The 13,657-nt window shown below is 70.0% G+C and carries 14 protein-coding genes; 12 read left to right on the forward strand and 2 right to left on the reverse strand.

The window, feature by feature from the left end:
• Positions 1 to 124: 124 nt before the first annotated feature.
• Positions 125 to 490: a PadR family transcriptional regulator gene (locus ABZU46_RS09595; protein ID WP_354856007.1), complete on the forward strand. Its 366-nt coding sequence runs from the start codon at positions 125 to 127 to the stop codon at positions 488 to 490.
• The gene (locus ABZU46_RS09600; RefSeq protein WP_354856008.1) at positions 487 to 1,863 is read left to right on the forward strand and encodes a permease prefix domain 1-containing protein; all 1,377 of its coding nucleotides are present in this window, start codon (positions 487 to 489) and stop codon (positions 1,861 to 1,863) included. The genes ABZU46_RS09595 and ABZU46_RS09600 overlap by 4 nt, the downstream gene beginning before the upstream one ends.
• Before the next feature lie 143 nt (positions 1,864 to 2,006).
• Here the strand turns inward: ABZU46_RS09600 and ABZU46_RS09605 are convergent, their stop codons facing one another.
• Positions 2,007 to 2,540, reverse strand: a complete 534-nt coding sequence (locus ABZU46_RS09605; protein ID WP_354856009.1) for a DUF402 domain-containing protein — start codon at positions 2,538 to 2,540, stop codon at positions 2,007 to 2,009.
• Positions 2,541 to 2,746: 206 nt separating this feature from the next.
• Between ABZU46_RS09605 and ABZU46_RS09610 the strand changes: the two genes are divergently transcribed.
• The 3 genes from ABZU46_RS09610 (at position 2,747) to ABZU46_RS09620 (ending at position 5,469) form a co-directional block, all read left to right on the forward strand.
• Entirely contained in the window at positions 2,747 to 3,277 is a 531-nt protein-coding gene (locus ABZU46_RS09610) for a TetR/AcrR family transcriptional regulator (RefSeq protein ID WP_354856010.1), read from the forward strand.
• Positions 3,270 to 4,553, forward strand: coding sequence for an FAD-dependent monooxygenase (locus ABZU46_RS09615; protein WP_354856011.1), 1,284 nt, complete (start codon positions 3,270 to 3,272; stop codon positions 4,551 to 4,553). Before ABZU46_RS09610 ends, ABZU46_RS09615 begins: the two co-directional genes overlap by 8 nt.
• Positions 4,554 to 4,641: 88 nt before the next feature.
• The gene (locus ABZU46_RS09620) at positions 4,642 to 5,469 is read left to right on the forward strand and encodes an NAD(P)-dependent oxidoreductase (protein ID WP_354856012.1); all 828 of its coding nucleotides are present in this window, start codon (positions 4,642 to 4,644) and stop codon (positions 5,467 to 5,469) included.
• Between the two features lie 57 nt (positions 5,470 to 5,526).
• Here ABZU46_RS09620 and ABZU46_RS09625 read toward each other — a convergent pair whose 3' ends face one another.
• Entirely contained in the window at positions 5,527 to 6,384 is an 858-nt protein-coding gene (locus ABZU46_RS09625; RefSeq protein ID WP_354856013.1) for an SPFH domain-containing protein, read from the reverse strand.
• Between the two features lie 224 nt (positions 6,385 to 6,608).
• Between ABZU46_RS09625 and ABZU46_RS09630 the strand changes: the two genes are divergently transcribed.
• The 7 genes from ABZU46_RS09630 (at position 6,609) to ABZU46_RS09660 (ending at position 13,649) form a co-directional block, all read left to right on the forward strand.
• Positions 6,609 to 7,370 carry an ABC transporter ATP-binding protein gene (locus tag ABZU46_RS09630; protein ID WP_354856014.1) on the forward strand — a complete coding sequence of 254 codons (762 nt, stop codon included), beginning with the start codon at positions 6,609 to 6,611 and terminating at the stop codon, positions 7,368 to 7,370.
• Positions 7,357 to 8,049, forward strand: coding sequence for an ABC transporter ATP-binding protein (locus ABZU46_RS09635; protein WP_354856015.1), 693 nt, complete (start codon positions 7,357 to 7,359; stop codon positions 8,047 to 8,049). Before ABZU46_RS09630 ends, ABZU46_RS09635 begins: the two co-directional genes overlap by 14 nt.
• 51 nt (positions 8,050 to 8,100) lie before the next feature.
• A complete protein-coding gene (locus tag ABZU46_RS09640) occupies positions 8,101 to 9,351 on the forward strand; it encodes an ABC transporter substrate-binding protein (RefSeq protein WP_354856016.1) in 1,251 nt (416 codons plus the stop codon).
• A complete protein-coding gene (locus ABZU46_RS09645; RefSeq protein WP_354856017.1) occupies positions 9,348 to 10,229 on the forward strand; it encodes a branched-chain amino acid ABC transporter permease in 882 nt (293 codons plus the stop codon). The genes ABZU46_RS09640 and ABZU46_RS09645 overlap by 4 nt, the downstream gene beginning before the upstream one ends.
• Positions 10,226 to 11,239, forward strand: a complete 1,014-nt coding sequence (locus tag ABZU46_RS09650) for a branched-chain amino acid ABC transporter permease (RefSeq protein ID WP_354856018.1) — start codon at positions 10,226 to 10,228, stop codon at positions 11,237 to 11,239. Before ABZU46_RS09645 ends, ABZU46_RS09650 begins: the two co-directional genes overlap by 4 nt.
• Before the next feature lie 76 nt (positions 11,240 to 11,315).
• On the forward strand, positions 11,316 to 11,960 hold the full coding sequence (locus ABZU46_RS09655; protein ID WP_354856019.1) for a transcriptional regulator: 645 nt from the start codon (positions 11,316 to 11,318) through the stop codon (positions 11,958 to 11,960).
• A 120-nt stretch (positions 11,961 to 12,080) separates the two neighbouring features.
• Complete coding sequence (locus tag ABZU46_RS09660; RefSeq protein ID WP_354856020.1) at positions 12,081 to 13,649, forward strand: MFS transporter; 1,569 nt, start codon at positions 12,081 to 12,083, stop codon at positions 13,647 to 13,649.
• The last annotated feature ends 8 nt before the right edge of the window (positions 13,650 to 13,657 follow it).

The raw sequence follows: 13,657 nt of genomic DNA on the forward strand, positions 1-13,657 counted from the left end.
GATTGTCGCGGGATCGACCACCGACGTGCGAGGGGTTTTCCGCGCACCCCCGGGGAGTCGTTGCGCCCGGGAAATACCTAGCAGTACTATGCATTGTGCTTCTAGGGTTGAGGTGGGAGGTCTCGTGAAGGTCGCTAAGGATCTGGTTGCCGCTTCGGCGACACCGATGGTGCTCGGCATACTGGCCGAGGGGGAGAGCTACGGCTACGCCATCCTCCGGCGGATCAACGAGCTGTCCGGAGGTGAGTTGGACTGGACCGAGGGGCTGTTGTACCCGCTGCTGCACCGGCTTGAGCGCCTGGCCTATGTGGAGGCGAGCTGGCAGTCGGTCGCCGGTGAGCGCAAACGCAAGTACTACCGGATCACCGACCGGGGCCTGGCCGAGCTGGCCGAGCAGCGCCGGCAGTGGGACACCGTCGTGGGCGCGCTCAAGGAGATCTGGCACGACCGTACGCCGCTGACGGTGCGCCCGCTGGGGGGCCTCGCATGACGGCGCACGACGGGCCGGAGGAGCTGGAAGCGCAGTTCGCACAGTGGCGCCGATACGTGCTCCGGCGTCGGGAGCTGCAGTCGGTGGACGCCGACGAGTTGGAAGACCACCTCCGCGGCTCGGTCGACGAGCTCGTCGCGGCGGGCCTGAGCCCGGACGAGGCGTTCCTGGTCGCGGTCAAGCGGATGGGCAGTCTCGACGAGCTCTCCCGCGAGTTCGCCCGGGAGCATTCGGAACGGCTGTGGAAGCAACTGGTGCTGACCGGCGACTCCGGCAACCCGGCCGCCGGCTCGCGCTCCCGGCGGGACCTGTGGGTCATGCTGGCCTGTGCGGCCGGCGCGGTGGCGTCCGTCAAAGTTCCCGCGCTGTTCGGGTTGACCTTCGACGACGACGGGTCGTTCTACGCGCGCAACGCCACGCTGTTCGCGCTGCCCTGGCTGGCGGCGTTCCTGGCCTGGCGCCGGCGAGCCCGATCGGTGGTGATCGCGGTGCTGGTGGCGCTGTTCGCCCTCGGTGCCGTGGCGGCGAACGTCTACCCCCTGGCGGACGACTCGCAGTCCGTGGTCGTGACCGGCATCCACCTTCCGATCGCCCTGTGGCTCGTGGTCGGTCTGGCCTATGTCGTCGACGACTGGCGCTCGTCGCGTCGACGCATGGACTTCATCCGCTTCACCGGCGAGTGGTTCATCTACTTCGTGCTGATGGCCCTCGGCGGCGGCGTGCTCGCCGCGTTCCTGTTCAACACCTTCGCGGCCATCGGGATCGTCCCGGAGGCGTTCATCTCGCAGTGGCTCCTGCCCTGCGGCGCCGCGGCCGCGGTCGTCGTGGCCGGGTGGCTCGTCGAGGCCAAGCAGAGCGTCGTCGAGAACATCGCGCCGGTCCTCACGCGGCTGTTCACCCCGCTCTTCACCGCCGCCCTGCTCGCCTTCCTCGTCGCCGTCGTCTGGACCAGCCACGGCATCGACGTCGAGCGCGAGGCGTTGATCCTGTTCGACCTTCTGCTCGTCGTGGTGCTGGGGCTGCTGCTCTACTCGCTCTCGGCCCGCGATCCGCTGGCCCCGCCCGGCCCGTTCGACAAACTCCAGCTCGCGCTCGTGGTCAGCGCGTTGGCCATCGACGTGCTGGTGCTGGTGGAGATCACCGGGCGCATCACCGACAACTACGGCGGTACGCCCAACCGGGCGGCAGCGCTCGGCGAGAACGTGATCCTGCTGGTCAACCTCGCGTGGTCGGCGTGGCTCCTGCTGAGCTTCCTGCGTCGGCGTACGCCCTTCGCGGCGCTCGAACGGTGGCAGACCGGCTACCTGCCGGTGTACGCCGCGTGGGCCTGGATCGTGGTCCTCGTCTTTCCCCCGTTGTTCAGCTACGCCTAGGGGATCACGTTCAGGTCGTCAACGGGATCTGGTGGAAGCCGTGGACGGGCGTGCCGTGGCGTGACCCGGCCGCCCGTCCCGGCGAACGGCCAGCCCGCTCCTCGTCGCCGCTGTCATCCGGCTCAGCTGAGCGGGACCGGCCTTCATCCGGCGTCGATGAGGGACCAGTCTTGAGGAAATACGACGTGCAGCAGGTCGGTGATACTGGCCGGTGGGAAGTCCGGCCAGGAGCGTTGCGGGTCGTGCCGTCGGTTGAGACGTCGATCAAGGAAACGCTGGGTACGGATGAGTCCCTCGGTCGCCTCACCCATGCTGAGCGCGCCGTCCTGCATGGCCGTGGCGTACTCGTCGAGATCCAGGACCCGGTAGGGATGGTCGCCAGGTCCGACGATCACGTCGATCCACAAGTCGTCGACCGTGACCACGCTCCCATGATCAATGACTCGTACCAGGTCGCAGTACCACCAGCCCTGCTGCTCGGCTGGGAACAGGACCGGCTGATTGATCTGGAACCCGTCATCGAGCAGCACGAAGCTGCGCTGCTCATACGGTCGATTGTCGAGGTGAAATCCCCAGTCGTAGACGATGGCGTCGCCAAGGCGCAGCCCCGCCGCGCGCAGCTTCCCGTCGCGCACCACGGTCACGGCGGTCGCCTCACGCTCGGAACCATCAGTCACATGCAGCAGCTTCGCAGGTCGACGACTCGACGATCAACCTTGTCGGCACGACCAGCCCCGATCGCTGCGGCTGGTCCGAACCGGACCGGGAGGTCTTCATCAACCAGGTGGTTGACAGCTCGACACACAGATGCTCAACTATCAACCAACCACTTGGTTGGGGATGGTGGAGAATGACGGAACAGCTCGATCGTCGGCAGGCGCTGGTGCACGCGGCCTTCTCGGCGATCGCCGAGGGTGGCTTCGAGGGGTTCCGGCTGCGGCCGATCGCCGCCGCGGCCGGCATCGACCACTCCACCCTGCACCACTACTTCCGGACCAAGGCCGACCTGATCGCCGCAGTGCTCGAGCACGTGACCAGCCAATTCGAGGCCACGATGCACGCCGACCTGGAACCCGCCGCCCGATTGCGGCAACACCTCAGCGAGATCGCCACCGCGGTCGCGCAACGGCCCGAGTTGTTCATCGTGCTCGATGAGCTCGACCTTCGGGCTCGACGGGACGAGTCCACCGGGGCCGATATCGAGCGGGACGAACAGGGTTGGCGGGACGCGCTCGCGGCGATCTTCACCGAAGGCGTCGCGCGACACGTCTGGTCGGTGGACCTTGACGTCGCTGCCAGCGTCGAGCTGGTGATCGCCACCGTCAAAGGCATTCGTCTGCGTCCCGACAAGGCCGAGTCGGTTGTCAACCAACTGTGCGACCTCTTCGCACCAGAAAGTCTGACCCATGACTGACGTGCTCATCGTCGGCGGTGGCATCGGCGGCCTCGCACTCGCCCAGGGTCTGCGTAAACACGGCATCACCGTCGCCGTGTACGAGCGTGACCGACGCCGCGACGACCGGGTGGACCGCTACCGGCTCGCGGTCAACCCGGCGGGCAGCCGGTCGCTGCGTGCCTGCCTGCCCGACCGACACTGGCAGGCGTTCATCGACACCGCGGGCCGGCCCGGCGGCGGTTTCGGCTTCCTGGGCACGGACCTGCGCACGCTGGTCCTCGTGGAGGACGCGGTCATGTATCCCGACGATCCCGACCCCGCCGAACGGGCCTACCCGGTCGACCGTCACACGCTGCGCGGCGTTCTCCTCGACGGACTCGACGACACCGTCCACTACGACAAGGCATTCGAGCGCTACGAGCTCGCCGCCGACGGTCGCCCCACCGCGCACTTCGCCGACGGGACGTCCGCCACCTGCGACGTCCTGGTCGGCGCGGACGGGATCAACTCCCGGGTACGGGCGCAGTACCTGCCGACCGCCACGCAGAGAGATGCCGGTGCGGTAGGCGTCGGGCTCAAGTTGCCGCTGAACGACGACACCCGAGCCTGGTTACCCGCCCGGCTGGCTGAGGGCATGAACCTCATCGTGACCGGTGCGCCGCACTTCCTGTTCACCTCCGTTTTCGAACGCCGGCAGCCGGTGGGGGACGACTATCTGCTGTGCGCGTTCGTCGCCCGTAACGAGCTGTTCCCCTCGCGTCCGGAGCGCCTCGACGGCCCACAGTTGAAGGCCTACGTCGCCGGGCTGATCACCCACTGGCATCCGGCGCTCCGCCAGCTGATCGACCAGTGTCCACCGAACGACGTGAGTGCGTTTCCGTTCCAGGCGTCCGACCGTCCGGCGCCCTGGACGCCCTCGCGGGTCACCGTGCTCGGCGACGCCGTGCACGGCATGCCACCGGCCGGCGGTAACGGCGCCAACACCGCACTGCGCGACGCCGCCCTGCTCACCCGGCAGTTGTCGCTGGCCGACGGCGGCCACCTGCCGCTGCTGGATGCGATCGGCGGATACGAGGCCGAGATGCGCGAGTACGGATTCGACGCCGTCGACCTGGCCCTGCGGACGCTGCACCAGGGCATGATGAGCAACCGGGTGAGCGTGGGCCTGACCCGTGGCTGGTTCAGCCTCTGCGGCATCGCGTCACCGCTGCGCCGGATGACGTTCGGCGCGAGCTGGGCCAAGATCAGCGCCCCCCGCCAGTGGGAACGGTCCGCCACCAACCGGACGAGCTGATCCGCTCGACCGGTCCGGGGCGAGGGCGCCCGCTGGGTGGTCACCCTGGACTGGCCATCCTGTCGGTGCGGGCCGGCAGGATGGCGTCATGGGTTCACGTCTGGGCACGGTCGTCGTCACGGGTGCCGCCGGTCGCATTGGTTCGGCGGTCTGCCGTCACCTACGCGACGACGTGCGCCGCCTCGTTCTGGTCGATCGGGTGCCCTCGCAGCCGCAGCCGCAGTCGCCGACAGACCGGGCGATTCAACTGGATCTGGCGGACGCCGACGCGGTGACCGCCGCGCTCAAGGGCGCGGACGCGGTGGTGCACCTGGCCGGGCTGCCGGACGAGGCACCCCTGGCCGACCTGCTGGAGAGCAACGTGCTGGGCACGTACCACGTGTTGGAGGCGGCCCGTCGGCAGCGGGTAGGGCGGGTCGTCCTCGCCAGCAGCAACCGTGTCACCGGCTTCTACCCCGTCGGCCAGGTGGTCGGGCCGGACGAGCCGGTCCGACCGGACGGTTTCTACGGGGTGAGCAAGGTCGCTGTCGAAGCGCTCGGGCGCCTGTACGCCGACAAGTTCGGCCTGTCGGTGGTGTGCCTGCGCATCGGCAGCTTCGAGGACGCGCCGGACGAGGCCCGCTACCTGGCGACCTGGTTGAGCCCGCGCGACGGCATCGGTTTCGTTCGCGCGGCTCTCACCGCTCCCGACGTGCGCTTCGCGACCGCCTACGCCGTGTCCGCCAACACTCGGGCGTTCTGGGACACCACGGCCGGGGCTCGGCTCGGCTATCTGCCGGTGGACAACGCGGAGGTTTTCGCCGACGGGGTGCCCGGTTCGCGCGACCCGGTCGACCCCGCCGCCCTGCAGGGCGGCGCCTTCACCGACGCCGCGTACTCGCTGCGGCACGTCAGGGCGGACGAGCCGTCCTGTTGAGTTGAGCATCGAGCGGCACGGCGCCGGCCCACCCGCCACGGGTGGGCCGGTTCCTTCTCACTTGCCGGTGACGATGCCCGGGTTGATGCACAGGCCCGGGTTGGCGCCGTTCTTCTCGGCGATCTCCAGGCAGCGGGTCACCTTGTCGACCTTCGCGTTGGTCTCTGTGATCTGCTTGGAGATCTCGGCGTTCTTACGGTCCTGCTCCAGGTTGCGGGTCTGGGCGAGCTTGTCCTGGAACGCCTTGATGTTGCCCTCGGTCTTGTCGTCGTGGTTCACCCGGGTGATGGTCACCGAGAGGATGTCCACGTCGCTGGCGAGGCGGGTGTCCGCGCTGGTCTTGATGTTCGCCGCGAACGGTTTGAGGTCGACGTTGAGGTCACCGGTCCGGGCGTCGATCTTCTCCAGGGGGTTGTACGCGGCGAAGGCGTCGTTGACCGCGCTGTCGAGCTGCACACCCACCCGCTGCCCCCGGAAGCTGTCGAAGTCTCCCTTGTAGTCCATGAACTGCTTCGGCGCGTTCTCCGGCCTGACCTGCCACTCGATGAGCACCTCGACGCAGGCGTCGGCGAGCGTGCCGGTGCGGACGCGCACGCAGTTGTTGCCGCCGATGTGGTCGTACTTCTGCCGGCCGGCGTCCCACTCGCCGACCTTCTGCCAGGGGGCGACCCACTTCAGGCCGGAGCCGGTCACCTTGCCGGTGGGCTTGCCGAAGCTCGTGACGATGCCGACCGAGCGGATGGGCACCGAGTGGGCGCTGGAGGTGACACCGACCAGCAGGGTGAGGGCGAGAAAGACGAGCGTCGCGAGGGCGGCCATCCGCTTCAGCGACCGCGCGGGGGCGACGAGAGCCAGGACGGCGCTGACCGCCAGGGCGACGGCGAAGACGATCGCCATGGTGAAGCCGACGGGCATGGGGTGGGGACCTTCCGCTGGGCTGTGTGGATCATCAACCTAGGAGGTCGGGTCAAGTCGGCTGGACGGGGGAGTGGAGGCCGGGCACGTCCTCTGCCCGTCGAATATGGATGCGATCGACATGGCTCGACTCGCGCGAGCGGCCGTAGGTTTCCTCCACGCGACGGGCCTGTGACCGCGGTCACCGAATCGACCGTCGCCGCGACCGTGCGGAGGATGAGGCGATGGCCGGGCAAGCGCTCCTGTCGGCCCGCGGGCTGACCCGGGACTTCCGGGGCTTCCGGGCGGTCGACGAGGTCGACCTGGACGTCGCGCCGGAGAGTGTGCACGCGCTCGTCGGCCCGAACGGCGCCGGCAAGACCACCCTGTTCAACCTGCTCACCGGGTTTCTCGCGCCCAGTGGCGGACGGATCGAGCTGGCCGGGCGGGACGTCACGGGGCTGCCGCCGGAGCGGGTCGCCCGGCTCGGCGTGGCCCGCTCGTTCCAGATCACCAGCCTCTTCCCGCAGCTGTCCGCCCGCGAGCACGTCGCGCTGGCGTTGCAGTCCTGCAGTGGGCTGGGCTGGCGGTTCTGGCGTTCGGCGAAGCTGCTGGACCGCTACACCGAACGGGCCGACGAGCTGCTGGCCATGGTGGGGTTGGCCGACCTGGCGCAGGCCCCGTCGGCGGCGCTGGCGTACGGCCGCAAGCGTGCCCTGGAGCTGGCCATCGCCCTCGCGCTGGACCCGAAGGTGCTGCTGCTCGACGAGCCGACCGCGGGGATGGGCCTGGAGGACGTCGACCGCACCGTCGAGCTGATCAGCCGGGTCCGGGCGGGCCGCACCGTGGTGATGGTCGAGCACAACATGAGCGTGGTCGGCCGGCTCGCCGACACCGTCACCGTCCTGCAGGCCGGCAGGGTCCTCGTCGAGGGCCCGTACGAGCAGGTCCGCGCCGACGAGCGCGTGATCACCGCCTACCTGGGAGCCGCTGATGCTGCGCATTGAGAACCTCTCCGCGTTCTACGGCGAGGCGCAGGTGCTGCGGGAGGTCGGCCTGGAGGTCGCCGCCGGCGAGGTGGTCACCCTCGTGGGCCGCAACGGCGCCGGCAAATCCACTCTGCTGCGCTGCGTGATGGGGCTGCACTCCGGCCAGCGCGGCATTGTGGAGCTGGACGGGCGGGACATCACCAGGCTGCCCGCGCACCGCCGGGCCCGCCTCGGGCTGGGCTGGGTGCCCGACGACCGGGGCAGCTACGCCACCCTGACCGTCACCGAGAACCTCACCCTGCCGCCCACGGTCGGCCCCGACCCGTGGCCGCTGGAGCGGGTGTACGAGGCGTTCCCCGCTCTCCACACCCGGCGGGACTCGGCGGCCACCATGCTCTCCGGCGGCGAGCAGCAGATGCTGGCCCTGGCCCGGGTGCTGCGCATGGGTGCGCGGCTGCTGCTCTGCGACGAGCCCACCGAGGGGCTGTCACCGCTGCTCGTGCAGCAGGTCGGCGACCTGCTGCGGGAGGCCAAGCAGCACGGGGTGACCGTGCTGCTGGTCGAGCAGAACCTGCACTTCGCCACCGGCGTCGCCGACCGGCACTACCTGCTGGCCGAGGGACGTGTCGCCGAGGCGATGGACAACTCCGAGGTGCGCTCGCGCGAACGCGAGCTGCTCGCGTACCTCGGGATCTGATTCTTCTCAACGACGAGCCGCGCGACGGCGCGCGGAATGGATGGAGTGGGCATGCGCAGGACGGTGGGTGTGGCCGCGGCGTCGGCCGCGGTGGTGCTGGTCGCGGGTTGCGGCGGCGGTGGACCCCAGTCGGGCGGCGATCAGAAGCTGACCGGCGACAAGATCGTGCTGGGCGTGCTCAACGACCAGTCCGGGGCGTACTCGGAGTTGTCCGGCAAGAACTCGGTGACGGCGGTGGAGATGGCCATCGCCGACTTCACCGCGAAGTACGGCGACAAGGCGGTGACCAAGGACATCACCGTGGAGACCGCCGACCACCAGAACAAGCCGGACGTGGCCAACTCCAAGGCCCAGGAGATGTACGACCGCAAGGGCGTCGACCTCATCCTGGACGTGCCCACCTCGTCGGCGGCGCTGAAGGTGGCCGACGTGGCGAAGGAGAAGAAGAAGCTCTACTTCAACATCGGCGCGGCGACGACCGACCTGACCGGCAAGAGCTGCAACAAATACACGTTCCACTACGCCTACGACACGTACATGCTGGCCAACGGCACCGGGAAGACCACCACCGAGCAGATCGGCAAGAACTGGTACATCCTCTACCCGAACTACGCGTTCGGGCAGGACATGGAGAAGAGCTTCTCCAGCGCCATCACGGCTGCCGGCGGGACTGTCGTCGGGAAGGACGGGGCGCCGTTCCCGAACACCAGCGGCGACTTCTCCACCTTCCTGCTCAAGGCGCCGACGCTGAACCCGAAGCCGGACGTGCTGGGCACCATGCAGGCCGGCGCGGAGCTGGTCAACGTGGTGAAGCAGTACAACGAGTTCAAGTTGCGCGACAAGGGCGTCGGCCTCGCCGTGGGCCTGATGTTCCTCACCGACATCCACTCGCTCACCCCGGCCGCGCTGGCCGGCACGACGTACACCGACGCCTGGTACTGGAACTTCGACGCGAAGAACCGGGAGTTCGCCGACCGGTTCCAGCAGAAGACCGGCACCCGGCCGACGTTCGCGCACGCCGCCAACTACTCGGCGGCCCTGCAGTACCTGGAGGCGGTGCAGGCCGCCGGCACCGACGACGCGGACACCGTGGTCAAGGGCCTGGAGGGCAAGACGGTCGAGGACGTCTTCCTGCGCAACGGCAAGATCCGCGCCGAGGACCACCGGGTGGTGCACGACGCGTACCTGGCCCAGGTGAAGCCGCAGGCCGAGGTCACCGAGCCGTGGGACTACGTGAAGGTGCTCAAGACGATCCCCGCCGCGGAGGCGTTCCGCGCGCCGTCCGCGGACTGCAAGCTATGAGTGGTTTCGCGCAGAACACCTTCAACGGGCTGGTGAGCGGGGCGTTCTACGCCCTGCTCGCCCTCGGGCTCGCCGTCATCTTCGGCATGCTGCGGGTGGTCAACTTCGCGCACGGCGCGTTCTACATGCTCGGCGCGTTCGGCGCGTACGTGCTGCTCACCGAGGCGGGCGTGCCGTTCTGGGCGGCCCTGGTGATCATGCCGGTGGGGCTCGGGCTGCTCGGCATGGCCCTGGAGCGCGCGGTGATCCACCGGCTGACGAAGCTCGACCCGCTCTACAACTTCCTGCTCACCTTCGGCCTGACGCTGATCCTGCAGGACCTGGTGAAGCTGCGCTACGGCGTGCAGTCCAGCCCGTACGCGACCCCGGCGCTGTTGGACGGGACCGTGAACTTCGGCCTGTTCGACTTCCCGACGTACCGCGTCTTCATCCTCGGCTTCGCGGTGCTGCTCTGTGTGGCGGTGTGGTGGGTGCTCACCCGGACCCGGATCGGCATGGTCGTCCGCGCGGCCACCGAGCGGCCCGACCTGACCCGGGCGTTCGGGATCGACGTCGGGCGCTGGGTGACGCCGGTCTTCGGCTTCGGCATCGGCCTGGCCGGGCTCGCCGGTGTGCTGGCCGCGCCGATGCGTGCGGTCAACCCGCTGATGGGCGCCGACCTGATCATCGTGGTCTTCGCGGTGGTCGTGATCGGCGGTCTGGGTTCCATCTTCGGCTCGGTCGCCGCCGGCTTCGGCATCGGCCTGGTGCAGGCGTGGGGCGAGGCGTACCTGTCGAACTTCCCGATCGTGTCGCAGACGATCGTCTTCATCGTGATGGCCGGCGTCCTGCTCTGGCGTCCGGCCGGCCTGTTCGGTCGTGAGGAGGCCCCGGCATGACGAGCACCGTGGACATTCCCGCCGACGCGTCCCGCTCGACGCCGCCGTCCGGGCTGGTCGCCGTGGCCCACGCCCCCGGCTGGGTGCGGTACGCGCTGCTCGCCGTGGGGCTGGCCGTCGCGGCCTGGCTGCCCAACGGCCTCTACCCGGCGGTCGCGGTGGACATCCTCTGCTGGGCGCTGTTCGCCGTGGCGGTGGACCTGCTGCTCGGCTTCACCGGGCTGATGTCCTTCGGGCACGCCGCGTTCTGGGGCACCTCCGCGTACGTCACCGGGTTGGTGGCCATCCACGCCGGCCTGCCGTTCCCCCTGGCGGTGCTGGCCGGAGCGCTCGCCGCGGCCGTCCTCGCCGTGCCGATCGGCTATCTCGCGGTCAAGCGGACCGGCATCTACTTCGCCATGGTGACCCTCGCGTTCGCGCAGATGGTCTACTACGTGGCCAACGAGTGGCGCTCCGTGACGCAGGGGGAGAACGGCCTGCAGGGGGTGCCCCGTTCGTTCTTCGGCCTGGATCTGACCGACGACTACTACTTCTACTATGCGATCCTGCCGATCGTGCTGCTCGGGCTGGCCGCCGCCTGGCGGATCGTGCACTCGCCGTTCGGCCGGGTGCTCGTCGGCATCCGCGACAATCCGGCCCGCGCCCGTGCCCTGGGCTATCCGGTGCACCGCTACAAGCTCACCGCGTTCGTCCTGTCCGGGTTCATCGCCGGCCTCGGCGGCGGCCTGTTCGCGGTGGGGCACCGGTTCGTCTCGCTCGACGTGCTGCACTGGACCACCTCCGGCAAGGCGGTCATCGTGGTGGTGCTCGGCGGGATCGGGACGCTGTGGGGCGGGGTGCTCGGCGCCGCGGTCGTCGTACGCCTGGAGGACTGGTTGTCGTTCTCCGGATTCGAGGCGATCGGCCTGGTCACGGGCGGCATCTTCGTCCTCGTGGTGGTGCTCTTCCGGCGCGGCATCTGGGGCAGCGCCGCCGCGCTGGCCCGCCGGCTGGCGCTCCGGCGCCGGTAAATTCCCGCCGGGCGCATCCGCCGCGCGCGCTCGCGGCGAACCCCCGGGTAGAGAACGTCTACCCGGGGGTACGTCTGTGCTGACCGAGCCGATGCTGACCGAGCCGATGCCGGCCGACGCCGTGCAGACCGCGCTCAAGCGGGTCTCGCTGGCGGCCGAGGACCTGGACGGTAACCGTGTCGCCGCGCTGACGCGGGAGCTGGCCGCCGAGTGGGGCGTGCCGGCGCTCTGGGAGCAGGTCTGTCGGCCGTTGCTGGGGCGGTTGTCGGGGCGCGGCGCCGCCGAGATCGCCGTCGAGCACGCCCTGGCCGAGGGTGTCCGGGTCGGACTGGACGTGTACCGCCGCGAGCCCGGCCGCTCCCTGCCCGTCGGCGGGGTGCTGCTGGCCGGGGCCGAGCAGGAGACGCACTCCCTCGGCCTGCACGCGCTCGCCGCCGCCCTGCGGGAGCAGGGCCGCGGCTGCCTGCACCTGGGGCCCGCGCTGCCCTGGCCCGCCCTGACCAGCGCGGTGTACCGGGCTCGCCCGCACACCGTCGTGCTCTGGTCGCAGACGCCGGTCACCGGCCGCGCGTACCGCCTCGTGCGCTTCGCCCGGGACTTTCCGCGCCTGCGGGTGTACGGCGCCGGGCCGGGCTGGATCGAGCCGCTGGCCGCGCCGGTGGGCCATCTGGGCGGGCTGCCGGCCGCCGTCGCCGCCTGTCTGGCGGCGCAGCGGAGGTGATGCCCGCCACATACGATACGGATCGGTTCCGTATCGTTAATGCCCGCCCTTAGGCTGTCCCGCGATACGAGTCTGGCTCGTATCGTATTGCGTCGGGTGCAACCGGGGGGAGAACCGGGCATGGAACTGCACGAGAACACGGGACATCCGAGGAGGTGGGCGATCCTGGGGGTGCTGGTGATCAGCCTCCTCGTCGTCGTCCTCGACAACACGATCCTCAACGTCGCGCTGCGCACCCTGGCCGACCCGGTGCACGGCCTCGGGGCCAGCCAGGGCGAGCTGGAGTGGTCCATCAACTCCTACACGCTGGTCTTCGCCGGACTGCTGTTCACCTTCGGGGTGCTCGGCGACCGCGCCGGCCGCAAGCGCTTCCTGATGATCGGGCTGGCGCTGTTCGGCCTGGCGTCGCTGCTCTCCGCGTACGCACACAGCCCCGCGCAGCTCATCGCGGCCCGCGCCCTGATGGGGGTCGGCGGCGCGGCCATCATGCCAGTGACGCTCTCGATCATCTCCAACGTGTTCGACCCGCGTGAGCGCGGCCGGGCCATCGGCATCTGGGCCGGCGCGGTCGGCCTGGCCGTGGCGATCGGCCCGATCCTCGGCGGCACGCTGCTGGAGCACTTCTGGTGGGGCTCGGTCTTCCTGATCAACGTCCCGGTGGTCGTCGCCGGCGTTCTCCTGGTGGCGCTGCTCGTCCCCGAATCGCGTGACCCGCGCCCCGGCCGCGTCGACCTGCTCGGCGTCCTGCTCTCCGTGGTCGGCCTGGTGGCCCTCTCCTACGGCATCATCGACGGTGGCGAGCATGGCTTCGACCGTCCGGTGGCCTGGGGCTCGATCCTGGTGGGCCTCGCCGTGCTGGCCTGGTTCGTGCGGCACGAGCTGCGCTCCGACCACCCGTCGCTGGACGTCCGGCTGTTCAAGGTGCCGCGCTTCGCCGCGCCGGTGGCGATCGTCGGCCTGGTGTTCTTCGCCGCGATGGGCGTGATGTTCTTCAGCTCGTTCTACCTGCAGTTGGTCCGCGACTACAGCCCGCTGCAGACCGGCCTGCTCTTCCTGCCCTTCGCCGGCGCCCAGCTGATCTTCGCGCCGCGCAGCGCCGCGATGGTCCGCCGCTACGGCGGCCGGGCGGTCGCCGCCGTGGGGCTGGGGCTGACAGTGGTGGCGCTGGCCGCGTTCGCCTTCATCGGCGCGTCCACCCCGATCTGGATCGTGCTTGTCGTCTTCTTCATCCAGGGCGTCGGGATGGCCAACATCATGCCGCCGGCCACCGAGTCCATCATGTCGGCGCTGCCCCGCGAGAAGGCCGGCGTGGGCTCCGCGGTGAGCAACACCGTCCGCCAGGTGGCCGGCGCGCTCGGCGTGGCGGTCCTCGGCTCGGTGCTCTCCGCGGTCTACCGCAGTGACGTGGGCGACGCGTTGACCGGCCTGCCCGCACAGGCCCAGGACGCGGCCAACGAGTCGATCTCCGGGGCGTACGCTGCGGCCGCGAAGCTCGGCCCGGCGGCGCCGACGCTGATCTCGGCGGCCAACGACGCCTTCGTCACCGCCATGCACTGGGCGGCGGCGCTGTCCGCGGTCGTCGCGGCCCTCGGCGTGCTGGTGGTGCTGCGATGGATGCCGGGTCGCGACGCGCTGGCTCCGGCCTCGGCGGCCCCCGCCGCCGAGCCCGAGTTGGCCGGGACGGCCTAGGTTAGGGG

It is taken from the genome of Micromonospora sp. NPDC005197 (assembly GCF_040608295.1).
Classification (GTDB): domain Bacteria; phylum Actinomycetota; class Actinomycetes; order Mycobacteriales; family Micromonosporaceae; genus Micromonospora.